The organism is Rhizobium sp. WSM1328, from assembly GCF_057653715.1.
The window spans coordinates 203,672-230,431 of sequence record NZ_JBYGKO010000003.1; the positions used below are offsets into that span (position 1 = coordinate 203,672).

The window sequence follows — 26,760 nt, forward strand, 5'->3', positions numbered from 1 at the left end:
CGGGCAGCAACATACACCTTCGTTGCGGTACAGAGGCATTGGCCCGGGAAATCAGGTGATCATGCGCAGGAAGAGGCGCGCTCGCCGCGCAGGACAACGATCCCTTGCGGCAGAGCCATTGTTTGGATCGTCGATTTCGAGACGTTGATATTGACCGGCGGCGCCGCCTTAACGGTCGGAGCAAAGGAAAAAATGCCCCGAAACGAACACCTTGCGTGTCTCGCGCATCACGTGGCCGATGCCAACAATGTCGTTGCCCAAAGGATACCGCCTGTAGAGCGAAAGGCGTAGGACCTACTCGCTTATTTTTGGGCTATCATTCAGGGCTTCGTAGCAAACGATCCCCGTAGAATCGATCCCGATAATCTCGCGAGAGAGGGCCCCGCCATGTATCGCAACGCTCGCCGGTGGACATCACGCTCACTCCTGCTGGATTCGTTGGTTCCCCGATGGCTGACCGTCGGCGGAAAGGGAAGGCCTGGCAAGCCTGCCGATAAGCGCGAGGATAGTGCTCAACTTGCGACATCCGTGCAGACGGCCGAGGGAAACAAGCATGATGGTACGCTTGTCGACAATCCCTACAACAACGCGGCGCTCAACGAGCACGATGTTGGTCCGAGTGGGGGCGTGATTGGCGACGCGGAAGGTGGGGTGGATATCAACCACCTAGCGCTGCCCTTGCCTGCCCTGCCTGACGCTTTCACAGCAAATCGCGAGACAGGGGTTCGAAGCGGGGACACTGCCGCGTCTCGGTTGTTCGCCCACACGCCTGGTTTTGCAAGTTTCGAGCGGGACGCGCACGGTGTCGCATTCGGGGCTCAATCGTCCCTTTATCGCACCTACGCTGGAATGAGCCTCATAGGCGACGATCCTTTGGCTCCGTATCTGTCGCAAAGCTCTTCACCGATAGTTTCGGGACAGGGTTCTGTCGCGGTGACGGGCGAGCGTGCGCACTCGGGCAACGTCGTCATCCTCGAATCGAGCCCGTCAGCGCAGGCGACCGCGCAGCATGATGGAGTTAACTCGCTGGCTTTTGGCATGCCCTTTGGTGTGTGCGGATGCGGTTATTTTACCTCTCCTACGCGGATTCTCGATTGGGCCCATGGCGGCGCCGTGCTCCAACAGGACGGTCAATTACCGGGAACCAGGCTGACCGAGGGGCCGGACTTTGTATCGACGATCAAGCGGGCCATGGGCGCCTCGATCAGCGACCCGCTTCTCGATCGTAACCTTTCCCCTCTCTCGGGCTGGCGCGGGACCGCAACATGGACGGATTCGCCGATCTTGAACGGATCGTTGCCAGGCGGCGGAGAAATCGGAACGGGCACCGCCACATCCAAGGGTATCGGCACTCTTTCCGGCTCGGTGACGACGCCACCTTCAACGCAGCGGTCGTTGACGACGCAAAATCTGGCGGCCGCGGCTGCGGCAAGCAACCTGATCGTGCTGGAAAATCAGAAGCAGGGTAACCCAGAGAGCGAGTGGGGCATCGACGGTGCCGGTAGCTCCAACATCGAGGGATTTGCGACCGACATCAGCGTCGACAATGGCAAGACGATCAGCTTCAAGATCAATACGAATTCCACCAACTATCGGATCGATATATACCGGCTCGGCTATTATGGCGGCATGGGCGCGCGCAAGGTCGACACCATTCAGCATACCGGATTGCAGAATCAACCTAATCCGTTGCGCAATGCGACGACCGGCACGGTCGATGCCGGCAATTGGGCCGTGTCGGCCTCGTGGACCGCACCCGAGGACGCCGTATCAGGCGTCTATATCGCCAAGCTCGTGCGTCAGGATGGCACCTCCGGCGAAAATCACATCCCGTTCATCGTGCGCGACGACGACAGCCACAGCGACATCGTCTTTCAGACGGCAGACCAGACCTGGCAAGCTTACAACGGTTGGGGTGGCGCAAACCTCTATGGCGGCAACGGTCCGGCGACGGGGCAGGGTGCGGGTCGCGCCTATGCGGTCAGCTACAACAGACCGATCGCGACCCGCGGCGGGGTTGGCACTTTTGCCGGTCCGCAGGATTATCTGTTCGGCGCCGAATATGCGGGCATCTACTGGCTGGAACAGAACGGCTATGACGTCTCCTACCTGTCGGGTGTCGACGCCGACCGCTATGGCAGCCTGTTGCTCAATCACAAGACCTATGTTGATGCTGGGCATGACGAATACTGGTCTGGTCAGCAGCGGACCAATGTCGAAGCAGCGCGCGATGCGGGCGTCAACCTGATGTTCTGGAGCGGTAACGAGGTCTATTGGCGCACCCGTTGGGGCAATGCCTATAGCGCCGACGGCACGCCCTATCGCACTCTGATCACCTATAAGGAGACATTTTCGCCCGGCGCGAGCATCGACCCTTCGAACGAATGGACAGGCACATTCCGTGATCCGCGCCTCAGCCCACCCGCCGTCGGCGGTGGAAACCCGGAAAACTCACTGACCGGACAGTTGTTCAAGGTCGATGATGTCGGCAGCAATCTCGCCGCCATCACGGTCGGATATGACGACGCCAACCTGCGCTTCTGGCGCAATACGAGTGTTGCCAATCTTCAGCCTGGCCAGACCGCAACGCTCACCAAAAACTATCTTGGTTACGAATGGGACGAAGCGGTCGATAACGGCTTCGATCCGGCCGGCCTTGTCAAGCTGTCGTCGACGACGCTTCCGGTCAGCACCTACTTGCTTGACTACGGAAATACCACCGGCAATGCGACGTCGACCCACAATTTGACGCTCTATCGTGCGCCGAGCGGTGCACTGGTGTTCGGCGCCGGTACCGTGTACTGGACATGGGGCCTGAGCGACAATCACGACAACCAGGCGACTCCGACCGATCCCCGCGTACAGCAGGCAATGGTCAATCTGCTTGCCGATATGGGCATTCAGCCTGGGACGCTGCAATCCGGGCTTGTCGCTACAACCGGTTCCACGGACCATGTTGCACCGACCTCCGTCATCACGGTGCCCGCGACGGTGGCCGTCGGATCCAACGTGACGATTACGGGCACTGCTGCCGACACGGGCGGCGGGGTGGTCGCCAGCGTCGAGGTTTCGACCGACAACGGCGCGAGCTGGCATCCAGCGACAGGCGATGAGAACTGGACCTATAGCTGGTCGCCGCAGGTCGCCGGTAGCTACACGATCCGGTCCCGCGCCGTCGACGACAACATCAACCTTGAAACACCCTCCGCCGGGCGAACGGTCACCGTCAGCGGACCGAGTTACACGTCTCTGTTCGGTTCGGCGACGCCAGCGGTCGTCAACACCGACGATACCTCAGCCGTTGAACTCGGGGTCAAATTCCAGACCTCTGTGGCAGGGACCGTCACCGGGATTCGCTTCTACAAGGGCAGCCAGGATACGGGCACGCACACCGGTTCTTTATGGTCGAGCACCGGTACGCGGCTTGCTACCCTCACCTTCACCAACGAGACCGCCAGCGGCTGGCAGATCGCCTATTTCACCAGTCCGGTGGCGCTGACGGCCGGACAAACCTATACAGCGTCTTACCACACGAATACCGGTCACTATTCGACAACCGCCGACTACTTCATCTCCAATGTGACGAGTGGGCCTCTGACGGCGCCGGCCAGCGGCAACGGCGTATACACCTATGGCAGCGCCAGCCTCTTCCCCACAGGCACATTCCAGTCGACGAACTATTGGGTCGATGTGATGTTTAGCACGTCGGGATCGAACACGACGCCGACGGCAGTTGCCGATGCGGGGGATGCGACCGAGAAGGGTGGCGTGGGCAACGGTTCGGGTGGTGTGGTTGCCAGCGGCAATGTGCTGACCAACGATACCGATACGGATGCCGGTGACACCAAGACGGTGACGGCGATCCGCTTCGGCGCCACAACCGGCACGCTCGGTTCGGCACTGAACGGCACCTATGGCAGTCTCGTGCTCAGCGCATCGGGCGTCTATAGCTATGCCGTCAACGAGACCAATGCCGCCGTGCAGGCATTGCGGCAGTCGACCAACACGCTGAGCGATGTCTTCAGCTATACGATGCGTGACACGGCCGGCGCCACCGCCACGGCCAGCCTCACCGTCACCATCCATGGCGCCAACGACGCGCCGGTGCTGGCGGTCCAGACGGCTAGCCAGAACGCCACCGTCGGCTCTGCCTTCTCGTTCACGCTGCCGACGACGACCTTCACCGATGTCGACAGCGGCGAGACGCTGGCCTATGCGGCAACGTCCGCCGACGGCACGGCGCTGCCTGGCTGGCTGAGCTTCAATGCCTCGACGAGGACCTTCTCCGGAACGGCGACGACATCAGGTACCTATGGCGTCAGGGTCACGACGACCGACCTTGGCGGCCTCACCGCCACTGAGACCTTCAACATCGCCGTGTCGACATCAGGCAACACGACGCCGACGGCGGTTGCCGATGCCGGGGATGCGACCGAGAAGGGTGGCGTGGGCAACGGTTCGGGCGGCGTTGTTGCCAGCGGCAACGTGCTGACCAACGACACCGATGCGGATGCCGGTGACACCAAGGCGGTGACCGCAGTCGGCTTCGGCGCGACATCAGGCACGCTCGGTTCGGCGCTGAACGGCGCCTATGGCAGTCTCGTGCTCAGCGCATCGGGCGTCTATAGTTATGCCGTCAACGAGACCAATGCCGCCGTGCAGGCATTGCGGCAGTCGACCAACACGCTGAGCGAAGTCTTCAGCTACACGATGCGCGACACTGCCGGCGCCACCGCCACGGCCAACCTGACCGTCACCATCCATGGCGCCAATGACGCGCCGGTGCTGGCTGTTCAGACGGCTGCCCAGAACGCCAGCGTCGGCACAGCCTTCTCCTTTGTCCTGCCGACAACGACCTTCACCGATGTCGACAGCGGTGAAACGCTGACCTACACGGCAACGGCTGCCGACGGCACGGCACTGCCTGCCTGGCTCGCCTTCAACGCCACGACGCGGACCTTCAGCGGCACACCGACGACATCCGGCACCTATGGCGTCAGGGTGACGGCAACCGACCTCGGCGGCCTTGCCGCCAACGAGACCTTCAATATCACTGCGACAGTGGCGCCTGCGACCTACAGCCTGTTCAACGCCTCCAGCACACCGGCCCAGACCAACCTCAACGACGGTCAGCAGCTCGAGGTCGGCGTCAAGTTCCAGTCGAACGTTATCGGTGATGTCACCGCCATCAAGTTCTACCGCAACGCCAACGACAACGGACAGAACGTCGTCGATCTGTGGACCACGACCGGCACCAAGCTTGCCACCGCCACCTTCACCAACACCACGGCGAGCGGCTGGCAGACGGTGAACTTCACAACGCCCGTCACCATCGCCGCCAACACCACCTATATCGCCTCCTACCACACCACCGGCGCATACGTGGCAACCAACAATTTCTATACGACCGCCGTCACCAGTGGTCCGCTGACGGCCCAGTCGAGCGCTGTCGCCGGCGGCAACGGCGTCTACCGCTATGGCGGATCCGCCACCGTAGGCATTTTCCCGAATGCCACCTTCAACGCTGCCAATTATTGGGCCGATGTGGTCTTCCGTCCGGCATCGACAACACCGAACACGACGCCGACGGCAGTTGCCGATGCGGGGGATGCGACCGAGAAGGGTGGCGTGGGCAACGGTTCGGGTGGTGTGGTTGCCAGCGGCAATGTGCTGACCAACGATACCGATACGGATGCCGGTGACACCAAGACGGTGACGGCGATCCGCTTCGGCGCCACAACCGGCACGCTCGGTTCGGCACTGAACGGCACCTATGGCAGTCTCGTGCTCAGCGCATCGGGCGTCTATAGCTATGCCGTCAACGAGACCAATGCCGCCGTGCAGGCATTGCGGCAGTCGACCAACACGCTGAGCGATGTCTTCAGCTATACGATGCGTGACACGGCCGGCGCCACCGCCACGGCCAGCCTCACCGTCACCATCCATGGCGCCAACGACGCGCCGGTGCTGGCGGTCCAGACGGCTAGCCAGAACGCCACCGTCGGCTCTGCCTTCTCGTTCACGCTGCCGACGACGACCTTCACCGATGTCGACAGCGGCGAGACGCTGGCCTATGCGGCAACGTCCGCCGACGGCACGGCGCTGCCTGGCTGGCTGAGCTTCAATGCCTCGACGAGGACCTTCTCCGGAACGGCGACGACATCAGGTACCTATGGCGTCAGGGTCACGACGACCGACCTTGGCGGCCTCACCGCCACTGAGACCTTCAACATCGCCGTGTCGACATCAGGCAACACGACGCCGACGGCGGTTGCCGATGCCGGGGATGCGACCGAGAAGGGTGGCGTGGGCAACGGTTCGGGCGGCGTTGTTGCCAGCGGCAACGTGCTGACCAACGACACCGATGCGGATGCCGGTGACACCAAGGCGGTGACCGCAGTCGGCTTCGGCGCGACATCAGGCACGCTCGGTTCGGCGCTGAACGGCGCCTATGGCAGTCTCGTGCTCAGCGCATCGGGCGTCTATAGTTATGCCGTCAACGAGACCAATGCCGCCGTGCAGGCATTGCGGCAGTCGACCAACACGCTGAGCGAAGTCTTCAGCTACACGATGCGCGACACTGCCGGCGCCACCGCCACGGCCAACCTGACCGTCACCATCCATGGCGCCAATGACGCGCCGGTGCTGGCTGTTCAGACGGCTGCCCAGAACGCCAGCGTCGGCACAGCCTTCTCCTTTGTCCTGCCGACAACGACCTTCACCGATGTCGACAGCGGTGAAACGCTGACCTACACGGCAACGGCTGCCGACGGCACGGCACTGCCTGCCTGGCTCGCCTTCAACGCCACGACGCGGACCTTCAGCGGCACACCGACGACATCCGGCACCTATGGCGTCAGGGTGACGGCAACCGACCTCGGCGGCCTTGCCGCCAACGAGACCTTCAATATCACTGCGACAGTGGCGCCTGCGACCTACAGCCTGTTCAACGCCTCCAGCACACCGGCCCAGACCAACCTCAACGACGGTCAGCAGCTCGAGGTCGGCGTCAAGTTCCAGTCGAACGTTATCGGTGATGTCACCGCCATCAAGTTCTACCGCAACGCCAACGACAACGGACAGAACGTCGTCGATCTGTGGACCACGACCGGCACCAAGCTTGCCACCGCCACCTTCACCAACACCACGGCGAGCGGCTGGCAGACGGTGAACTTCACAACGCCCGTCACCATCGCCGCCAACACCACCTATATCGCCTCCTACCACACCACCGGTGCATACGTGGCTACCGATGGCTTCTTCGCCAACGGCGTCAGCAACGGTCCGCTGTCGGCGCTATCCAGCGCTGCGGCTGGCGGCAATGGCGTCTATGCCTACGGCGGATCTGCCACCACAGGTCTCTTCCCGACCAGCACCTTTGACTCGGCAAACTATTATGCCGATGTGGTCTTCCGGCCGCAGCTTGCAGCTTGACGCGTCGAACGAGGTTAAAGAGGGTTTCGAATGAGGCTCATAAAACGCAAATGACAGTCGCTCCGAATGCCCTCATTCAAGGGATGCTGATAAACAGCGTCGACCGGCTGCCGGTGACGGTGCTCTCGGGTTTTCTCGGCGCCGGCAAGACGACGCTTCTCAGCCACGTGTTGACCAATCGCGAGGGCCTGCGGGTCGCGGTCATCGTCAACGATATGAGCGAAGTGAATATAGACGCTAGTCTTATTCGAGACGGCGGCTGTAACCTGTCGCATACGACGGAGACGTTGATCGAGCTCAGCAATGGCTGCATATGCTGCACCCTGCGCAACGATCTCCTGACGGAAGTGCGGCGACTGGCCGAAGAGGGGCGATACGACTATCTGTTGATAGAGGGGACCGGCATTGCGGAGCCATGCCCTATCGCGGCAACCTTTTCATTCCGCGACGAAAACGGTGTTTCGCTCTCCGATTTTGCGAAACTCGACACGATGGTGACCGTCGTCGACGCCACAAGCCTCTTGGCCGACTACACCAGCGCTGATCTGCTTCGCGATCGCGGCCTGCAGCGCGACAGCGAGGATCGGCGGACGCTTATCGACCTGTTGGTGGACCAGATCGAGTTTGCCGATATTGTCGTGATCAACAAGATCTCCGATGCGACCGAGGAGATCCGCGCGGAAGTCCGCAAGACGGTGGCTGCACTCAACCCGGATGCCCGCCAGGTGGAGACGGACTTCGGCAAGGTTTCTCTTGCAACCGTCCTCAGTACAGGCCTCTTCGATGAAGCAAAAGCCGCCGCTCACCCGTTGTGGCACAAGGAACTGTACAATCCGGGCGATCATGTTCCGGAGACGGAGGAATATGGGGTATCGAGCTTTGTCTATCGCACGAGACGTCCCTTCGACCCCAAGCGGTTTCGAGCATTCCTGGACGAGCCCTGGCCGGGGGTAATCCGCGCCAAAGGCCATTTCTGGCTTGCCACGCGCCCGCGTCACGTGGGTCTGATGTCGGTTGCCGGGGTGCAACGGCGCTGTGAGCCTATGGGGCTCTGGTGGGCGGCCGTTCCCCGACAAGACTGGCCCAGCCATCAACAGTTTCGCCAGCATCTCGAGAGCCGATGGGACAGCGCTTGGGGCGACCGTCGGCAGGAGCTCGTGTTCATCGGTGTTGATATGGACGAGACAGGCGTCCGCACCGCGTTGGACGACTGCCTGGCCAGCTCGGACCCGCGGGACTGGTCGGCTCTCGAAGATCCGTTTCCGGCCTGGTAGCACGGGACGCGGGAGTACCGGGGTCGACGCAAAAGTACCGGCTCGACCGGCCGGACCGGCGAGACAATACCGAACTAGAATTTCTCTTCACCCAGAGTCGGCCGCTGAGCAGTAGCCGGAGGCTGCTTTGCGGGCTTGTCGGGTCGGGTATGCGGTGTGGGTCATCATATCGGAGTACGGAGTATCACCCAAATACCCCAGATTGCTGTCGTACGTTCCCCTTCGAAAGCTGGCAGGATGATTTCGTCCAATGCTGGTCGACGGGAAACGGGGACGCCGCTCTTGCTGAGATTTCATGTGAGGAATCGCGAATATCTAAGTACTGCCGGCGGCACGCCGAGCGTCTGTCACCCACCCTCTGTCTGGACCGCATTGGTTGGAACTGCGACCGTGGTGTCTTCAAGCACTCAGGGTTCCTACGGCTTTGCCAATCAGGACAGCGCAACCGTCCAATCCTCTTTCTCAGGCACTGTCACATCTTCCCTGATTTCATCAGGCGACACGCAATCGTCCTCCGCATCGTCGACGGCGATGCCGGCGCCTGCGGGAGATAGCGGCGCGCAAGACAGTTTCACGAAGACGGCGTCCGCTGCGACGGTGTTCCAGACGCCTTCCTCGACATCGCAACGCACCGTGCTTGCCCCGGATCCGTCCGAGGAGGCTGCGACACTGCCCGCCGCTCCCGCGCTGACGGGCGTTACCACCGATGCCGACACCGGAAGCGCCAAGACCGCGGCGCCGGTCAGCTCTTCCAGCACTCTGGGCGCGACTTCGTTGCGCCTTCAGGCCTCGATAGCATCTGTCTCTCTGGAGCCCAGCCAGGACGTTTCTGCTGAGACGACCGCGGCCCCGACAGCATTGGCGGCAGCGGCGGTTTCGGCTGCGGCGACGCCCAACAAAATCGCGCTCGAAAACCTGAAACAGGGCAACCCGATCAGCGAGTGGGGTCTGGAGGGCGATGGCGGTGGCACCATTCAGGGTTTTGCCACCGAAATCAGCACGAATATCGGCCAGACGGTCGATTTCAAGATTGCCACCGATTCCACCCACTACCGCATCGATATTTACCGCATTGGCTATTACGGCGGAGCCGGCGCGCGCAAGGTTGACTCGATAGAGCAATCGCTGACATCGGCGCAGATCCAGCCGCACCCGATCGTCGACATGTCGCTCGGCCTCATCGATTGCGGCAACTGGTCGGTATCGGCGAGCTGGGAGATTCCCGACGACGCCGTTTCGGGCGTCTATTTCGCCAAGCTCGTGCGCGAGGATGGCACCGAGGATGCAAGCATCATCCCCTTCGTCGTGCGCGACGATGCCTCGACCAGCGATATCGTCTTCCAGACATCCGATACCACCTGGCAGGCCTATAATGCCTGGGGCGGCGCCAGCCTCTATTACGGCGAAGTCCCCGTCGATCCGGCCGACATGATCGGCTACCTGCCGCCGAACTGCAGCTGCGGGCTGACCGCGATCGGCCGCGCCTCGGCCGTCAGCTACAACCGCCCGATCATCACCAATACCAGCCCGATCGGCGGCTCGCATGATTTCATCTTCGGTGTCGAGTCTTCGGCGATCCAGTGGCTGGAGCAGAACGGCTACGATGTTTCCTATATCTCCGGCGTCGATGCGACGCGCAGCGGCAGCCTGCTGCTGAACCATGATGCCTATCTCTCCGTCGGTCATGACGAATACTGGTCGGCCGAACAGCGCGCCAATGTCGAGGCGGCCCGCGATGCGGGTGTGAACCTCGCCTTCTGGAGCGGCAACGAGTGCTACTGGAAGGTGCGCTGGGAAAGCAGTATCGACGGCAGCGGCCAGGCCTATCGCACCATGGTCTGTTACAAGGAGACCTGGGGCACGAGCACGGATCCGAGCAGTACCAGCACTGGCACCTGGCGTGATCCGCGCTATACCGATCCGGGGCAGGAGCCGGAGAATTCGCTGACCGGCACGTTGTTCCAGGTGGACAGCTACCGTTCCGATACGATCACCATCCCCTACGACTATTCGAACCTGCGCTTCTGGCGCAACACCGATGTCGCCGAGCTTGAGGAGGGCGAGACCTTCAATCTCGTGCAGAACCTGCTCGGCTACGAGTGGGATTCCGACGTCGAAAACGGCTTCCGGCCGGATGGCCTTATCAACCTGTCGCTCTCCTCGATCGCGGTCAGCACCTATCTGCGCGACTACGGCACGACGGTCGGCGATGCGCTGGCGACCCATAGCCTCACCATGTACCGGGCCGAAAGCGGCGCGCTCGTCTTCGGCGCCGGCACCGTCTTCTGGTCCTGGGGCCTGAACGCCAACCACCAGGGAGCGGAGACGCCGACCGATCCCAACGTGCAGCAGGCGATGGTCAACATGTTCGCGGACATGGGCATCCAGCCGACTACGCTCGATGCGAGCCTGATCCTCGCGACCCAATCGACCGACGCGTTGAAGCCCACCTCGTCGATCAGCTCGCCGATCATCGGTGCCAGCTTCGTCGAAGGGCAGCGCGTCACCATCACCGGCACGGCGCAGGATTTCGGCGGCGGCATCATTGCCGGTGTCGAGATCTCCACAGATGGCGGCCAGCACTGGTTCAAGGCCACCGGCCGCGAGAGCTGGAGCTATAACTGGGTCGTCCAGGCGAGCGGCACCTATACGATCCTGTCGCGCGCCGTCGACGACAGCGTCAATCTGGAGGCACCATCGGCCGGCAAGCAGGTTACTGTCACCCTGCCGGGCACACAGGGCCTGTGGACGCTGGCGGAAAAGCCTGCGGTGGAAACGGCAATCGATCGAGATCCGGTCGAGCTCGGCCTGCGCTTCCAGGCAACGACGGCAGGCTCGGTGCAGGGCATCCGCTTCTACAAGGGCTTCTACAATACCGGCGACCACGTCGTCAGCCTCTGGTCCGGCGACGGAACGCTGCTCGCAACAGGCGTGTCGGCGGGTGAATCGCTCTCCGGCTGGCAGACGGTGATGTTCTCCTCGCCGATCCAGATCGCCGCCGGCACGACCTATGTGGCCTCCTATCACAGCAACGGATTCTTCTCCGTCACCGAGAATTATTTCAACGAGCCCTATGCTAGCGGCGCGCTGAAGGCCGTCGATGGCGGCGGTGTCTTTGCCTATAGCGGCACCAGCACGTTCCCCGGCCAGAGCCCCGGCGGCTCCAACTATTGGGTGGACGTGGTCTTCGGTGCCGGCCCGAACAGCCAGCCGGTCGCAACCGACGACGGCGGGCTGATCATCGGCCATAACGGGACGCTTGTTATCTCGATTGCCGCACTCGTAGCAAATGATGTCGACGCCAATGGCGATGCGCTGACCATCACCGCCGTCGGCAATGCGCTGAACGGCACGGTTGCTCTCAACACGCAGACCGGAGCCATCACCTTCACGCCGGCTAGCAATTATTCGGGGCCGGCAAGCTTCACCTATACGCTGTCGGACGGCCGCGGTGGCACGGATCAGGGCAATGTCAGCCTCACGGTTCAGCCAAGTCCGGCCGGCGAGACGCTGTTTACCGGCAGTGAGGGACCGACCGGCGGCAGCTTTAACGACAATACGGCGATGGAACTCGGCATGAAGTTCGTCGCCTCCGCAAACGGCACGATCTCGGGCATCCGCTATTATAAGGCTGCCGGCGACACCAGCGTGCACACTGGCTCTATCTGGAGGGCCGACGGCACGCTCGTCGCCACGGTCACCTTCACCAACGAGTCGCTTTCCGGCTGGCAGACAGCAACCTTCTCCACGCCGCTTCAGATCACGGCGGGTGCGACCTATGTCGCCTCCTACCACACGACCGGCAGCTATGTGGCAACGGCAGGCTATTTCAACACGGCACATACCAACGGCTCGCTGACGGCGCTGGCCGGCACGAACGGCGTCTATGCCGTCGGATCGGGCTCAACCTTCCCGACCCAGAGCTACCAGTCGTCGAATTACTGGGTCGATGTCGTCTTCAACCAGTCGACGGGCAACACGGTGCCGGTTGCCGCCAACGACAACGGCTACACGACCTATGCCAACACGGCCCTGTCGATTACCGCGGCCAACCTGCTTGCCAACGACAGCGACAGCGATGGCGACCCGCTGAACATTACTGGCGCCAATGGCGCGGTCAACGGAACGGTGACCTTCAACAGCCAGACCAACTCGGTGATCTTCACGCCGAATTCGGGCTATACGGGCGTCGCAAGCTTCTCCTATTCGATCTCGGACGGCCATGGCGGCACGGCCTCGGCCACCGTCAGCCTCACTGTCAATTCGCAGCCCGGCGGCGGCACGACCTCGAGCTTGTTTACAAGCGCCGACACGTCGGGTGCAGCCGCCGCCAACGACGCCAACTCGGTCGAACTTGGCGTCAAGTTCATCGCTTCCGCCAACGGCCAGATCACGGGGCTCACCTATTACAAGAGCGCTCAGGATACCGGCACGCATGTCGGCTCGCTCTGGACCACGAGCGGCCAGCTCCTTGGCCAGGCAACCTTCATCAACGAGACGGGAAGCGGCTGGCAGACGGTCTCCTTCACGCAGCCGATCAATGTCACGGCCGGCGTCACCTATGTGGCGAGCTACCATTCGAACGGCTTCTATTCGGCAACCGCAAACTACTTCACGACGGACTTTACGAGCGGCGCGCTGACGGCGCCGGCAAGTTCGGTCAGCGGCGGCAACGGCGTCTATGCCTATGGCACGGGCAGCCTGTTCCCGACCGCCTCCTACAATGCCAGCAATTACTGGGTGGACGTGCTCTATCAGCAGGGCGCGCAGAATTCAGTTCCGGTCGCAACCAATGACAGCGGCTACTCGACAAATACGGGCACGCCGATCACCATCCAGGCGTCGGCGCTGCTTTCAAACGACAGCGATGCCGATGGCGATCCGCTCACGATCACTGGTGTCAGCGGCGGCGTCAACGGCTCGGTCGCATACAATGCCCAGGCCCAGACGGTGACCTTCACGCCGACCGCAGCCTATTCGGGACCGGCGAGCTTCAGCTACGCGATATCAGACGGCAAGGGCGGCACGGCCACGGCCCAGGTTGCGCTCATCATCAACAACCCGGCTGCAGGCCCGGAGCAGAATCTCTTTGCCGCCAATGCAACGCCTGCAATCGTCTCCACCAACGACAATCAGCAGGTCAATCTCGGCATGAAATTCCAGGCCGATACGGCAGGCTGGATCACCGGCATCCGCTTCTACAAGGGTGTCGACAATACAGGCCCGCATAACGGCTATCTCTGGACTGCTTCGGGCACGCTGCTCGGTAGCGTCGCCTTCAGCAACGAAACGGCAAGCGGCTGGCAGACCGCGACACTCACCCAGCAGGTCGAGGTCGCCGCGGATACGACCTATGTCGTTTCCTACAGCACCAACGGCAATTATTCGGCGACCGGCAATTACTTCAGCGCCGATGTGACGAATGGCGATCTCAGGGCGCTCAGCGGCAGTAACGGCGTCTATGCCTATGGGTCGAGCGGGTTGTTCCCGAGTGCCAGCTATAACAGCACAAACTACTATGTGGACGTAGCATTCAGACCGCAGCTCGCGGCGTAGAAAAGCGAGCGGGGAGTACCGATGACGAGTGCAGACAACAGACTTCCGGTCACGGTCCTTGCCGGGTTTCTCGGCGCCGGCAAGACGACGGTCCTCAATCATGTTCTGCACAATCGCGAGGGACGTCGAGTCGCCGTGATCGTCAACGACATGAGCGAGGTCAATATCGATGCCGATCTCGTCCGTGACGGCGGAGCCAACCTGTCGCGGACGGACGAGACGCTGGTGGAGCTCACCAATGGCTGCATCTGCTGCACTTTGCGCGACGATCTTCTGAGCGAGGTCCGCCGGCTCGCTAGCGCTGGCCGTTTCGACTATCTGCTGATCGAGGGCACCGGCATTGCCGAGCCTCTGCCGGTCGCAGCAACCTTCTCCTTCCGCGACGAGAGCGGCGCGGCACTCTGCGATGTCGCGCGGCTCGACACGGTGGTTTCCGTCGTCGATGCGGTCAATCTGCTGGCCGATTATGCCAGCGCGGAATTCCTGAGGGATCGTGGCGAGAGCCGGGACGGAGATGACGAGCGCAGGCTCGTCGAGCTCCTTGTCGAGCAGATCGAATTTGCCGACGTCGTTGTCATCAACAAGGCCACGGAGGTGACGCCCGTAGCTCTTGCCGAGGTTCGCCGCATCGTAGCCGCACTCAATCCCGATGCCCGCGTCATCGAAACCGGCTTCGGGCGGCTAAAACTCGACGCTATCCTGAATACCGGCCTCTTCAGCGAAGCGAGAGCTGCCCGCCATCCGCTGTGGCACAAGGAACTCTTCGGTTGGGGCGATCATGTGCCGGAGACCGAGGAATACGGTATTTCGAGCTTCGTCTATCGCAGCCGCCGGCCGTTCGATCCCTCCAGGCTGCGGGATTTTCTCGACAGGAAATGGCGGGGCCTCATCCGCGCGAAGGGTCATTTCTGGCTGGCGACGAGGCCCAACGAGATCGGCCTGCTGTCGATTGCCGGCACCCAGTGCCGCATCGACACCAAGGGCTTCTGGTGGGCGTCGGTGCCGAAAGCACACTGGCCGCGCCATCCTCAATTCCGCCAGCTGCTCGACCGGCATTGGGACGAGGTCTGGGGCGACCGCCGCCAGGAACTGGTCTTCATCGGCGCCGGCTTCGACGAGGAAGCCATCCGCACCGCGCTCGACGACTGCCTGACCGGTGAGGAGACAGGCTTCGATCCGCAGACCGCCGCCGGGCTTCGGGACCCGTTTCCGGCGTGGCAGCACGCACATTGAAATAGTTAGAGCGTCCTAATGGACGTAAGGCGCCCTAAGGTGAAGACGTTTCGATTATCAACTAAAGGAGAGAACAATGAGCAACGAACTTTATGCAGATGGCATCGGCGAAATCACCATCACCGGAACGATCGTGCGCATCGACCTGATGTCGCTCTCGGCCACCGATCGTGACGCCAACAACAATCCGAAGCCGGTCTTCCGCCAGCGCATCATCATGCCGGTCGATGCCTTCGCCAATGCCGTCGATCTCATGCAGAAGGCGCTTGGCGGGTTGGTCGAGTCGGGTGCGGTCCGTCGCATCGGCGATATGCCAGCTGCGGCGGCTGCCGATATTCAGACGGTGCAGGCCGGCGCTTCGAACGCCTCGCCGAACTTCAACTGATAAAACAGGTCTAGAGCGCCGTGCGTCCATTCGGACGCACAAAGACGCTCTAACTTTTCAAATCGAAGCCTCGGTCTCGTATTGTTTCGGGTGGGCCATGAGTGGTTTTCTGCATACCAACCTGCACTGTCTTGCGCTCGTAGCGCGTCATCACGGCGTCGATCTTGCTCCTGAACGACTGCAGCACGATTATGCCGTCGGCAACGATCCCGTTGCCATGCGGCAGTTGCTGCGCATGGCCAAGGATGCCGGCCTCAGAGCAAGGCATCTGACGCTCGACTGGCGATCCCTGTTCCAACTCGGCGAGGCCTTCCCGGTGCTCGCTGAGCTGACGAACGGCAATTGGGTGGTCATCGCCGGTGCTGTCGGGAGCGGGGAGGATGAGAGAATCCGCGTTCTCGACCCGCTGGCATCACGCGCCGAGGTGATGATGCTCAGCGAAGAGCAGTTCGCCAAGGCCTGGCTCGGATCGGTGATCCTGCTGAAGCGCAACTATCGCATGTCCGATGAGGATCGGCCTTTCGGCTTCCGCTGGTTCGTCCCCGAGATCATCAAGCAGCGCAGCTTCTTCCGCGACGTCGCGCTCGCCGCCTTCGTGCTTTACGGGCTGGGGCTGACCACGCCGATCTTCTTTCAGCTCGTCATCGACAAGGTGCTGGTGCATCAGAGCTATGCGACGCTGACGGTTCTGACGGTGGGCATCGCGATCGCGCTCGTCTTCGACGCGACCTTCACCTTTCTGCGCCGTTATCTGCTGCTTTATGCGACGAACAGGATCGACATCCGCGTCGCGACCCGCACCTTCGGCCATCTGCTCAATCTGCCGATCGCGCTCTTCGAGCATGCCTCGGCCGGCGTTCTCGTCAAGCATATGCAGCAGACTGGGCGCATCCGCGAATTCCTGACCGGCCGGCTGTTTCTTACGCTCCTGGACGGCGTTTCGCTGCTGGTCTTCGTGCCGATCTTGCTTCTCTACAGCGTCAAGCTGACGCTTGTCGTGCTCGGTTTCGCCGCCCTCGTCGGGCTCGTGGTGATGATGCTCGTCGGGCCGTTCCAGCGCCGGTTGCAGGCGCTTTACCAGGCCGAAGGCGACCGGCAGGCATTGCTGGTGGAAACCGTGCACGGCATGCGCACCGTCAAATCGCTGGCGCTGGAGCCGCGCCAGCGCAAGGTGTGGGACGATTATTCGGCCCAGTCGATCTCCGTGCGTTTCCGGGTCGACAAGATCTCGACCATCGCCCAGGCGATGACCGGGCTGCTGGAGAAGCTGATGAGCGTCGCAATCATCGGCCTCGGCGCGCTCGATGTCTTCAGCGGCGCGATGACGATCGGCGCGCTGGTCGCCTTCAACATGCTCGCCGGCCGGGTCTCGGGACCACTGGTGCAGATCGTCACAATGGTGCACGAATATCAGGAAGTCGCGCTCTCCGTGCGCATGCTCGGCGAGATCATGAACCAGCGGCCGGAGCAGGCGGGCCGCGGGCGAGGTGTTCGGCCGCATCTGCAGGGCCGCATCGAATTCGACAGGGTCAGCTTCCGTTACGGCCCGGATAGCGCGCCGGCGCTGGACAATGTCTCTTTCGCCATTCCCGCGGGCTGCCTCTTCGGCGTGGTCGGCAAGAGCGGCTCGGGCAAGACGACGATCACAAGGCTCATCCAGGGGCTCTATCAGAGCCAGGAAGGCCTCGTGCGCATGGATGGCTATGACAGCCGCGAGATCGATCTCGTGCATCTGAGAACGAGCATCGGCGTCGTGTTGCAGGATAGTTTCCTGTTTCGCGGCTCGGTGCGCGAGAATATTGCCGCCGCCAAGCCCGATGCCAGCATCGAAGAGATCATGGAAGTCGCCCGCATCGCCGGCGCCGAGGAGTTCATCGAGCGCCTGCCGCGCGGCTTTGACACGATGCTGGAGGAAAACGCCTCCAACCTGTCAGGTGGCCAGAAGCAGCGGCTTGCCATTGCCCGCGCGCTTATCACCGATCCGAAGCTGTTGATCTTCGACGAGGCGACGAGCGCGCTCGACCCCGACAGTGAGGCGATCATCCGCGATAATCTGAGCCGCATCGCCGCCGGCCGCACCGTCATCATTGTCTCGCACCGGCTTTCGACGCTCGTCGATGCCGATGCCATTCTCGTCATCGAGCGTGGCAAGGTCGCCGATATCGGCCGGCATGATCAGCTCGTATCGCGCTGCATGACCTATCGTCACCTGTGGTCCCAGCAGATGAGGCAGGTCGCATGAACGCGCACATTAGAAAACCCAGCGAAAACCTGCCGGTCCCTTCAGGCAAAGGCCCTTCAGACAAGGGCCCTTCGGGGAAGGGCAGGGAGCTCACCGCCCGCCCGCCGTTGCCGCCGGCAATTGCAGAATTCCAGTCCGACGCCGTCGAGCTGGAGGAACGCGCCCCGCCGCGCATTGCAAGGATGACGCTGTACTGCGTGACGGCGCTGATTGTTTCGGCGATCATCTGGGCCTCGGTCTCGTCGATCGATGAGGTGGTGATTGCGCCCGGCAAGCTCGTCACCACCCAGCCGACGATCGTCGTCCAGCCGCTCGAAACCTCGATCATCCGCACGATCGAGGTGAAGGTCGGCGAAGTGGTGCATGCCGGGCAGACGCTCGCGACCCTCGACGCCACTTTCAGCCAGGCCGATGTCGACCAGCAGCAGGCGAAGTTCTCCGCGCTCGACGCGCAGGTGAGGCGCATCGAGGCCGAGCTTGCCGGCGACGACTACACGAAGATGGCGGGAGATGCGCCCGACCAGGTGCTGCAGGCGCAGCTCTTCGGCCAGCGACAGGCCTTCTACATGGCGCAGCTGCAGAATTTCGAGCAGCAAATCGCCGGCCAGTCGGCCGCTCTTGCGGCGAGCAGGAACCAGGAGGCCGTGCTCAACGACAGGCGCGATGGGCTCTCTCAGATCGAGGCAGCGCGGGAGCGGCTCTATAACAAGCAGAGCGGCTCGCTGATCACGTTGCTCGGCTCCCGTGACGCTCGCCTTGACGTCGAGTCCGACCTGACCGCTGTCCGCGGCCGGGCAGACGAGGCCGCCCACGCCTATGCCAAGCTCCGAGCCGACCGCCAGGCCTTCATCGAGGATTTCCGCCGCGCCGCAATGGAGCAGCTGGTGGAACTGCGCGGCCAGCGTGACATGGCTGACGAGGAACTGAAAAAGATGGAACTGCGCCGCAACATGGTGGCGCTGACCGCACCCGCCGATGCCGTCGTGCTCGATCTCGCCCACCGCTCGGTCGGTTCAGTGGTGCGCGAGGCGGAACCGGTCGTGACGCTGGTACCGATCAACGTGCCGCTCGAAGCCGAAGTCTCGATCAACACGCGCGACATCGGTCGCGTAGCCGTCGGCAAGGAAGCCCGCATCAAGCTCGACGCCTATCCCTTCCAGAAATATGGCACCGCCACGGGCGAGGTGAGAACCATCAGCCAGGACACCTTCCTCACCGGCCAACAGGAGCAAACAGAGACCCCGAGCCAGCCGGCCGCCCCCTTCTTCAAGGCGCGGATCCTGCTTGCCGATACCCGGCTGAATGCAGCAGGCATGCCGGTGCGGCTACTTCCCGGCATGACCGTGTCCACGGAAATCAAGGTCGGCAACCGTACTGTGATCTCCTATTTCCTGTATCCGCTGCTGCGTGGCCTCGATAACGCAATACGCGAACCGTAGGATGTGACGGATCAGTTCGCCCCGGCGAGATCCCGAGTGAGCACATGCACTGCCGCTACCATTGTCATGTGTCCGTCGACCACCTTCGACAAAATCTCGATCCGCTGCAGATCACGCTCGCTCATCGCAATCAGTCCCATTCGCAATCTCCCAGGTCATCAAACAAGGGGAGAGTGACATTCCAACTTTTCAGAAACAGGACACTTTAACTTTGCGGCTACATAAATTTGCGGCGTAATGGATATTATGGAACTACGCTATCGGCCTTCATTCGAACTTCGACGACACATGGTAAGCGCCATTTAAGTGCTGACGACTGCATCACCACTTTTGCGGCCTTCCCAGAGATGAAGGGCCCTCCCGGGCCCTTCGGATCAATTTGAAGATCGGCCGTTCAGCCCCACTTCATTTCTCCCTTAGCAACCTTGGAGCCGATGTCGAGCGCAACCCCCATGCCGAGACCGGGGAAGCGGGCTTCCATGGCGGCCTTCAGCGCAGCGGAATCGGCTGCCTTGGCGAGTTCTTCCTCGAAAGCGAGCAGATAGCTCTTCGTGTGTTCGACGGCGGACAGATCGGTTGCCGCTTCCGGCGTCATGTGGCCGGGAACGACAATCGTTGGCTTGCGAGCGCTGATTTTGTCGAGGGTGGCCACCCAAGCGGCACGCTGCTCCGGAGCCTGGGTGTCGGCCGTCCACACGTGGACGCCGGAGAAAATCATGACGCCCCCGAAAACGGCGTTCAGCGATGGCACGAACAGGTACCGGCGATTGCTTAACCCTGCTTCGGCCGCGACAATCTCGACTGTTTCGCCATCAACTGTGACGCTTGGAGCGTCGAAGGCTTCCGGCATGACGATGTCTGCAAGGGTCTGCGGGCCGTTCTCCTTGAGCTGCGGCCCCCAAACGGCAAGCTTTTTCTCGATATTGCCCTTGATCGCTGCAATCGTATCGGAAGCGGCCAGCACTTTTGTGCCGGGAAAGGCTTCGAGGACCGGCTTCAGGCTGAAGTAATAGTCCGGATCGGACTGGCTGACATAAATTGCGGTCAGCGTCTTGCCGGTGGCCTTGATCGCCTCCGCCAGCGCACGGCCGTCGGGATAGGTGAACCCGCCATCGATCAGCAACGCTTCGCTGGCGCCGGTCAGCAGCACCGGAGCGCGAAAGAAGCCATTCTGACCGGCGGGGAAGTGCTTCCAGGCCAGCTTTGATCCGGCCGCGTTGCCGAGATCGGCAGGCGCAAAAACGGCAACGGCGCCGGCTGCGAGGGTGGTTTTCATGATTTCTCTCCTTGAATACATGGTTGTCTCCGATGTTCGCCAGTTTCGATTTTCTGCTGCCGTGAGGGTTGCCCCCCGCAGGTCGGTAGTTCATGGAACGGTCTGCTGAAAACGAACGATCACGCTGCCTGAAGCTCGGCAGCAAGTCGGTCAAAGCCGCCGAACAAGGCATCGCTGCGCAGCACGCGGCGCTTATCGCCGTCGCTGACCAAAAGCGCCGGGACACCATCCGTCCGGAATGCAGCCATGAGTTGGCGGGACTTCCCGATCCTGTTGCGATAGATTTCGAGCAGAGCCTCGTCCGGAGCCCGGACACGAGCGGCGGAATCGGAAAAGCCGGCCTGATCGAGAACGTCGGCCACGACAGCGATCTCCGAGGTATTGCGGCCGTCAACATAGCGAGCGCTTTGAAGTGCCTTCAGGGCATCGCCTTCCCTGTCGAGTTGCGTCACCCCGACGGCTATGATCCCAAGCGTCGCAGGGGCGGAGTCGAACATACCGTCTGCGCCCCCGAGAACCTGATCGCGATAGAGCTGGCTGAAGACCTGTCCCGTGAGCCGGTTGATCCGCTGGTCATTATGCCAGGCATAGGCTGCGAAACGTTCATCCAACGGACGGGCGCCTTCGCCCGCGAAGAGCCCGGTGGGCGCAAGCTCGACGGTGAGATTGTCAAGCTTGGCCATTTTGTCGAGCGCGGGCGCCGCACCATAGCACCAGCCGCAAAGCGGATCGTAGAGATAGGTAAGATGCATATCGGACCATCCTTGAGCGATGGACAACAGATAGTGCACTTTTATTGAGTGATAAATATTGTTAAATGTGACAGAATGTATGTCAAAAACTTACAATCAAATGGAAGAAGGTTATGGAGGCTGTCAACCTCAATCGGCTGGCCTATTTCGCAGCCGTCGTCGATACCGGCTCGTTCACGAAAGCTGCCGAGCGCCTCGCAATCACGAAGACGGTCGTCAGCCAGCAGGTTGCGCGGCTGGAAGCTGAGTTGAAAACCAGCTTGCTCCTCCGAACAACACGACGCGTCGAGCCGACTGAGGCCGGCAAGCTTCTCTACGCGCGCTGCGTCTTGATTTTCCGCGAAGCCGAGGACGCGGTCGATGAAATCACCCGCGCAAATGCCGAGCCGACAGGCATGCTACGCATTGCTGCGCCCAATGATTATGGTGCGAGCACGATCGCTCCGATTGCTGCATCCTTTATCCGGAAGTACCCCGCTTGCAGGGTCGAGCTTCTGCTCGCCGATACGAAGATGGATCTGCTCGCCAATCAGATCGATCTGTCGATCCGCGTTGGTTGGCTCGATGACTCCAGTCACCAAGCGAGACGGATCGGTTCGTTCCGGCAGTTTCTTGTGGCGTCTCCCAGCTTCTCCGCCACGCTCAGTTTGAACAGTCCAGAGGATGCGGCGGGCCAGCCGTTTATCGCCAATCTGGCCCTCAAGGAGCCGGTGACCTGGAGGTTTATCCAGGGCGATTTCGACAGGCGCACCGTGCGGATGCAACAGAGCCTCATGAGCAATTCGACGCCTGCGGTTCTCGCGGCCACGCTTGCGGGGGCGGGCATATCCGTGCTGCCGGATTTTCTGGCTGGAGAGCATATAGACGCTGGCCGACTGATAAGATTGTTGCCGGACTGGAGCCTGCCGGCCGGAGGAATCTATGTCGTCTATCCGGCAGCTCGGTTCCGCACACCCAAAGTCACGGCTTTTGTCGCAATGCTGACTGGCGGTCGCTCGCCCGACTAGGCTGTGCCATCACGCAGCCTGAGTTGTTTCCATACGTCGCGTCGCCAGCGGCGCAGCCATACGGTGGCGGGGAATTGGTATGCCGCCGCAGGGCTTTGCAAAGGAAACTCCGACGCCATATTCTCGCCTTGACGGCGACCCCTTCCCGAAGTTCATTCAGGCGCTATGATGTAGGAAAACAAGGGCGAGCATGGGACAAGATACAAGCGACCTTCTAGAACGGATGACGATTGTCGGTGATCTCGAGGTGGCCTCCTTCGTTCCCTGGATCCGGCGCCATGCCGCCAAGCTTGGGCTTTCGCACACCATATCTCATACGAGTTCCATGCGGATCGAACTTGAGGTTGCTGGGCCGGTGGAGCTGATCGACATGATGGAGATGGGATGCTCTCTCGGGCCCATCGACGTGTGGGTCGAGAGGATAGATCGCACGGCGATCAGCGGCGAAAGGACCTAGTGCCGGGCTGTGGCACATTTCCCCCGTGCATATTATTTACTCATTGTTGCCAATGCGAAATAATTATGCAAACCTGATAAGGTTGAGCGGAAGTGCCTCGATGCCGAGGTGGGACGTCTCGGCAAGCATATGATTTGTTTGGGAACTCTAGTCATGCCATCCGCTACGACCGGCTTTTGGACGCCAGTCGCCCTTTCCCGGGATTTGCCGGCCGGAACCGTCATACCGGCACGGACGACAGCCGGATCGATTGCCCTGTGGCGCAGCGCTTCGGGGCGCATATCGGCATCGGCGGATCGTTGTCCGCATCGTGGCATGCGCTTGTCTCACGGCTTCGTGCGCGGCGAGACGCTCTCCTGCATCTATCACGGTTGGAGCTACGGCCAGGCCGGAAACTGTCTCCGCATTCCGGCTCATCCAGGCCTGACGCCACCGGAGACAATCCGCGTCGCCACCCATGACGTCGAGGAAACAGATAACGTGATCTGGGTGGCTGTGGGTGCGCCCGCTTCGAAGCCACCGAGGCTTGATGACCTCACTCCCTTGCGTTCGCTGACGGCATTCGCCGGCATCGCGGCGATCGAGGCGGCGGCCGGTGCGAAGACGAGCCCTGACGGTCTTGTCGAAATCGACGCATCCACCGGGGTCGTCTGTCTGCTATTATCCGCTTGGGAAGACGGACAGACGTTGATCCATGTGCTGCTGAAGGGTGACACCGGCCCGGAGGCGGGCATCGGCGCCTCACGGGTCGCCGAGAGCCTGCGCCGCCGGGCTGAGGGTCTTCAGAGGGATATCGCGCAATGACCATGCAGGCGATGATCGACGAATGGTATCCTGTCGGGCTTTTCAGTCAGCTCGACAGCGCTGGTCGCACGACGGCGTTGATGGGCGAGCCGATCGAAGTGGCACGCGATGCCGATGGCAATGCGAAGGTGACGGGCAGAGACGGCCGTGTTCTGCCGGTGCGTGTGCGTTACGGTCATGTCTGGTCCTCCCTCGGCGAGCCGAAGAAGGAGCTTTTCCCCATTCCCGAGGCTGACCAGCCCGGCCGCCGCTTCGTCGATGTCGGCGTGGTGCGCGTGCGCTGCTCGCCGCTGCGCGCCGTCGAGAACTTCCTCGACATCGCCCATTTCCCCTTCGTCCACACCGACATTCTCGGCGCGGAGCCGCACACCGAGGTCCAGAACTACAAGGTCGAGATCCGCGAGGAAGAAGACGAGGTCTGGGCAACGCAGGTGAAATTCTACCAGCCGCAGGCCGCCAAGTCGGCAAGTGGCGGGATCACGACGGAATACATGTACCGCGTGCCGGCGCCCACCTGCTCCGTGCTTTACAAGACCTGCCCGCCGCGCCCGAGCGAATGGGATGTCATCACGCTCTTCGTGCAGCCGCTGGCCGAAGACCTCTGCGACGTCTGGCCATGGATGGCGCTCTTCGATGATGAGACCGCGATGACCGACCTCATCCACTTCCAGCAGACGATCTTTCTGCAGGACCGTTCGATCCTCGAAAACCAGATCCCGCGGCTGCTGCCGCTCGACCCCGGCATGGAAATTCCGACGCGGGCCGATCTGACATCGATCGCTTACCGGCGCTGGCTGAAGCGTCACAATTATACCTACGGCGCACAGCTGGTGGCGCAATGAAGCTCTACGACTATATTCTCTCGCCCAGTTGCTACAAGGTGCGCCTGATGGCGGCGCTGACCGGCGTGAAGCTTGACTTGCGCCCGGTAGATTTCCATCCCGGCGCCGAGCATCGAGGCCCCGAGCTGCTTGCACTCAATCCGGCAGGCTCCATTCCGATCCTGGAGGATGGCGACCTGATCCTGACCGAGTCGTCGGCGATCCTCGTCTATCTCGCCGCCAAGGCAGCACCCGAATGGCTGGGTAGCGTCAAGGCCGAGGAAGCGGCGCGGGTGCAGCAATGGCTGTCGTTCTCCGGCCGGCTGACGGCAAGCCTCGGCGGTGCGCGGCTCCATGAAATGCTGCTGCGGCCGGGCGATATCGGCGCGCTGCAGGCCCAGGGCATCGCCGCCCTTCGCGAGCTTGAAGCCGGGCTTGTCGAGCAGGGTCTTCGCGGCATGCGTTTCCTCGCCGCCGACCGGCCGACAATTGCCGACATCGCCTGCTTTCCCTATGTGGCGCTGGCGCCCGATGGGGGCGTCACGCTGGATGCTTATCCTGCGATCCGGCTCTGGTCCCGGGCGCTGCGCGCCCTCGACAAGTTTATCGAAATGCCTGGCATTCACCGACTACACGAGTTGAAGCCCGAACCCCAGATCGAACCGGGCGAGGCGTGAGATGGCTGGATATCTCCTGAAGAACTGCGCTGCCGTGATCGTCGACGAGGGCAAAGGGCCGGTCGCCCATCGCAATGTCGATCTCCTGACCAACGGTCCGGCGATTATGGCGATCGGTGAGAATCTGGGGGCGGACGCGCTGCCTGCCGGCACGACCGTTCAGGATGCTGCCGGCTGGTTCGTCTATCCGGGCCTCGTCAACACCCATCATCACTTCTTCCAGTGCTTCGTGCGCAACCGTGCCGATCTCGACTGGACGAAGCTCTCGGTGATCGAGTGGCTGGACCGCATCTACCCGATCTTTTCGCAGCTCAATGAGGAGTGCTTTTACCACTCCTCCGTCACGGCGATGGCCGAGATGGTCAAGCATGGCTGCACCACGGCCTTAGATCACCAATACAATTTCCCCCGGCACGCCGGAAAGCGGCTGATCGACCGCCAGTTCGAAGCAGCCGAACTGCTCGGCATGCGTTTCCATGCCGGCCGCGGCGGCAATACCCTGCCGAAGTCGGAAGGCTCGACTATCCCGAACGAGATGCTGGAAACGACCGACGAATTCATCGCCGACTGCGCACGGCTGATCGAGACCTACCACGATACCAGCCCCTTCAGCATGCGCCAGGTCGTGGTCGCGCCGTGCCAGCCGGTGAACTGCTACCGAGAGACCTTCGTGGAATCGGTGGCATTGGCGCGTGATCGCGGCGTCGTGATGCATACCCATGTCGGCGAAGGCGAAAGCCCGGTCATTCAGGCTCGCCATGGCATGCGCACGGTCGACTATCTGGAAGAACTCGGCTTTGCCGGGCCTGATACTTTCTATGCCCATTGCTGGGAACTGACACACGACGAACTCAGGAAGATGGCGGCCAGCGGCACCGGTGTCGCGCATTGCCCGGAACCAGTCTATCTGGTCGGCGCTGAGGTCACCGACATTCCCGCCATGGCCGCCTTCGGCCTGCGTGTCGGCCTCGGCTGCGACGGCGCGGCCTCCAACGACAACTCCAACCTGATGCACTGCCTGCATTCCGCCTACATGCTGCAATGCCTCGTCTCCTCCAGCCGTGCCCATCCCGTGCCGCCGCCGGTCGATTTTCTCGGCTACGGCACGGCAGGCGGCGCCAGCCTGCTCGGCCGGCGCGATATCGGCCGGCTCGCGCCCGGCATGGCTGCCGACCTGTTTGCGATCGACACTCGGCGTATGGATTATGTCGGCACGCGCCACGATCCGCTGAGCCTGATTGCCCGCGTCGGCATCGGCATGGCGACGGACATGACCATGATCAATGGCCGCGTCGTCTGGCAGAAGGGCGAATTTCCCGGGCTCGACGAAGCCAAGTTGGCTGCCGATGCCGAGGCCGCACTATCCACCGTGGAATTTTAAAAAAACCAAAAGAGGGAACTGA

The 26,760-nt window shown here is 61.9% G+C and carries 16 protein-coding genes; 13 read left to right on the forward strand and 3 right to left on the reverse strand.

Annotated elements, in window-relative coordinates:
• Nucleotides 1–387: 387 nt before the first annotated feature.
• From AC2444_RS28615 to AC2444_RS28645, 7 genes are all read left to right on the forward strand, one after another.
• A complete protein-coding gene (locus tag AC2444_RS28615; protein WP_128449594.1) occupies nucleotides 388–7,434 on the forward strand; it encodes a DUF4082 domain-containing protein in 7,047 nt (2,348 codons plus the stop codon).
• Between the two features lie 50 nt (nucleotides 7,435–7,484).
• A complete protein-coding gene (locus tag AC2444_RS28620; RefSeq protein ID WP_017997147.1) occupies nucleotides 7,485–8,708 on the forward strand; it encodes a GTP-binding protein in 1,224 nt (407 codons plus the stop codon).
• Between the two features lie 237 nt (nucleotides 8,709–8,945).
• Entirely contained in the window at nucleotides 8,946–14,264 is a 5,319-nt protein-coding gene (locus AC2444_RS28625) for a DUF4082 domain-containing protein (RefSeq protein WP_128449593.1), read from the forward strand.
• 21 nt (nucleotides 14,265–14,285) lie between these two features.
• A complete protein-coding gene (locus tag AC2444_RS28630) occupies nucleotides 14,286–15,497 on the forward strand; it encodes a GTP-binding protein (protein WP_128449592.1) in 1,212 nt (403 codons plus the stop codon).
• A gap of 76 nt (nucleotides 15,498–15,573) precedes the next feature.
• The gene (locus AC2444_RS28635; RefSeq protein ID WP_012760108.1) at nucleotides 15,574–15,882 is read left to right on the forward strand and encodes a hypothetical protein; all 309 of its coding nucleotides are present in this window, start codon (nucleotides 15,574–15,576) and stop codon (nucleotides 15,880–15,882) included.
• A 97-nt stretch (nucleotides 15,883–15,979) separates the two neighbouring features.
• Nucleotides 15,980–18,124, forward strand: coding sequence for a peptidase domain-containing ABC transporter (locus AC2444_RS28640; RefSeq protein ID WP_012760107.1), 2,145 nt, complete (start codon nucleotides 15,980–15,982; stop codon nucleotides 18,122–18,124).
• Complete coding sequence (locus tag AC2444_RS28645; RefSeq protein WP_012760106.1) at nucleotides 18,121–19,563, forward strand: HlyD family type I secretion periplasmic adaptor subunit; 1,443 nt, start codon at nucleotides 18,121–18,123, stop codon at nucleotides 19,561–19,563. Before AC2444_RS28640 ends, AC2444_RS28645 begins: the two co-directional genes overlap by 4 nt.
• A gap of 11 nt (nucleotides 19,564–19,574) precedes the next feature.
• Here AC2444_RS28645 and AC2444_RS28650 read toward each other — a convergent pair whose 3' ends face one another.
• The 3 genes from AC2444_RS28650 to AC2444_RS28660 all read right to left on the reverse strand — a co-directional run bounded on the left by AC2444_RS28650 (nucleotide 19,575) and on the right by AC2444_RS28660 (nucleotide 21,591).
• Nucleotides 19,575–19,703, reverse strand: a complete 129-nt coding sequence (locus AC2444_RS28650) for a hypothetical protein (protein WP_260686789.1) — start codon at nucleotides 19,701–19,703, stop codon at nucleotides 19,575–19,577.
• Between the two features lie 254 nt (nucleotides 19,704–19,957).
• Nucleotides 19,958–20,860: an MBL fold metallo-hydrolase gene (locus AC2444_RS28655; protein WP_164902773.1), complete on the reverse strand. Its 903-nt coding sequence runs from the start codon at nucleotides 20,858–20,860 to the stop codon at nucleotides 19,958–19,960.
• 98 nt (nucleotides 20,861–20,958) lie between these two features.
• A complete protein-coding gene (locus AC2444_RS28660) occupies nucleotides 20,959–21,591 on the reverse strand; it encodes a DsbA family protein (RefSeq protein WP_128407710.1) in 633 nt (210 codons plus the stop codon).
• A 113-nt stretch (nucleotides 21,592–21,704) separates the two neighbouring features.
• On the opposite strand from AC2444_RS28660, the gene AC2444_RS28665 reads away from it, so the two are divergent.
• The 6 genes from AC2444_RS28665 (at nucleotide 21,705) to AC2444_RS28690 (ending at nucleotide 26,738) form a co-directional block, all read left to right on the forward strand.
• Nucleotides 21,705–22,598: a LysR family transcriptional regulator gene (locus AC2444_RS28665; RefSeq protein WP_012760716.1), complete on the forward strand. Its 894-nt coding sequence runs from the start codon at nucleotides 21,705–21,707 to the stop codon at nucleotides 22,596–22,598.
• A gap of 190 nt (nucleotides 22,599–22,788) precedes the next feature.
• Complete coding sequence (locus tag AC2444_RS28670) at nucleotides 22,789–23,055, forward strand: acylphosphatase (protein WP_017997643.1); 267 nt, start codon at nucleotides 22,789–22,791, stop codon at nucleotides 23,053–23,055.
• A gap of 153 nt (nucleotides 23,056–23,208) precedes the next feature.
• Nucleotides 23,209–23,859, forward strand: coding sequence for a Rieske 2Fe-2S domain-containing protein (locus AC2444_RS28675; RefSeq protein ID WP_128407709.1), 651 nt, complete (start codon nucleotides 23,209–23,211; stop codon nucleotides 23,857–23,859).
• Nucleotides 23,856–24,701, forward strand: a complete 846-nt coding sequence (locus AC2444_RS28680) for an aromatic ring-hydroxylating oxygenase subunit alpha (RefSeq protein WP_128407708.1) — start codon at nucleotides 23,856–23,858, stop codon at nucleotides 24,699–24,701. The genes AC2444_RS28675 and AC2444_RS28680 overlap by 4 nt, the downstream gene beginning before the upstream one ends.
• Nucleotides 24,698–25,357, forward strand: a complete 660-nt coding sequence (locus AC2444_RS28685; RefSeq protein WP_128407707.1) for a glutathione S-transferase family protein — start codon at nucleotides 24,698–24,700, stop codon at nucleotides 25,355–25,357. The genes AC2444_RS28680 and AC2444_RS28685 overlap by 4 nt, the downstream gene beginning before the upstream one ends.
• 1 nt (nucleotide 25,358) lies before the next feature.
• A complete protein-coding gene (locus AC2444_RS28690; protein WP_128449438.1) occupies nucleotides 25,359–26,738 on the forward strand; it encodes an amidohydrolase in 1,380 nt (459 codons plus the stop codon).
• Nucleotides 26,739–26,760 lie beyond the last annotated feature (22 nt).

Coding starts and splice junctions, on each gene's coding strand:
- AC2444_RS28675 (WP_128407709.1), top strand. CDS start 23,209: ATGCCATCCGCTACGACCGGCTTTTGGACGCCAGTCGCCCTTTCCCGG.
- AC2444_RS28645 (WP_012760106.1), top strand. CDS start 18,121: ATGAACGCGCACATTAGAAAACCCAGCGAAAACCTGCCGGTCCCTTCA.
- AC2444_RS28690 (WP_128449438.1), top strand. CDS start 25,359: ATGGCTGGATATCTCCTGAAGAACTGCGCTGCCGTGATCGTCGACGAG.
- AC2444_RS28685 (WP_128407707.1), top strand. CDS start 24,698: ATGAAGCTCTACGACTATATTCTCTCGCCCAGTTGCTACAAGGTGCGC.
- AC2444_RS28680 (WP_128407708.1), top strand. CDS start 23,856: ATGACCATGCAGGCGATGATCGACGAATGGTATCCTGTCGGGCTTTTC.
- AC2444_RS28640 (WP_012760107.1), top strand. CDS start 15,980: ATGAGTGGTTTTCTGCATACCAACCTGCACTGTCTTGCGCTCGTAGCG.
- AC2444_RS28655 (WP_164902773.1), bottom strand. CDS start 20,860: ATGTATTCAAGGAGAGAAATCATGAAAACCACCCTCGCAGCCGGCGCC.
- AC2444_RS28665 (WP_012760716.1), top strand. CDS start 21,705: ATGGAGGCTGTCAACCTCAATCGGCTGGCCTATTTCGCAGCCGTCGTC.
- AC2444_RS28660 (WP_128407710.1), bottom strand. CDS start 21,591: ATGCATCTTACCTATCTCTACGATCCGCTTTGCGGCTGGTGCTATGGT.
- AC2444_RS28615 (WP_128449594.1), top strand. CDS start 388: ATGTATCGCAACGCTCGCCGGTGGACATCACGCTCACTCCTGCTGGAT.
- AC2444_RS28625 (WP_128449593.1), top strand. CDS start 8,946: ATGATTTCGTCCAATGCTGGTCGACGGGAAACGGGGACGCCGCTCTTG.
- AC2444_RS28630 (WP_128449592.1), top strand. CDS start 14,286: ATGACGAGTGCAGACAACAGACTTCCGGTCACGGTCCTTGCCGGGTTT.
- AC2444_RS28670 (WP_017997643.1), top strand. CDS start 22,789: ATGGGACAAGATACAAGCGACCTTCTAGAACGGATGACGATTGTCGGT.
- AC2444_RS28650 (WP_260686789.1), bottom strand. CDS start 19,703: ATGGGACTGATTGCGATGAGCGAGCGTGATCTGCAGCGGATCGAGATT.
- AC2444_RS28635 (WP_012760108.1), top strand. CDS start 15,574: ATGAGCAACGAACTTTATGCAGATGGCATCGGCGAAATCACCATCACC.
- AC2444_RS28620 (WP_017997147.1), top strand. CDS start 7,485: ATGACAGTCGCTCCGAATGCCCTCATTCAAGGGATGCTGATAAACAGC.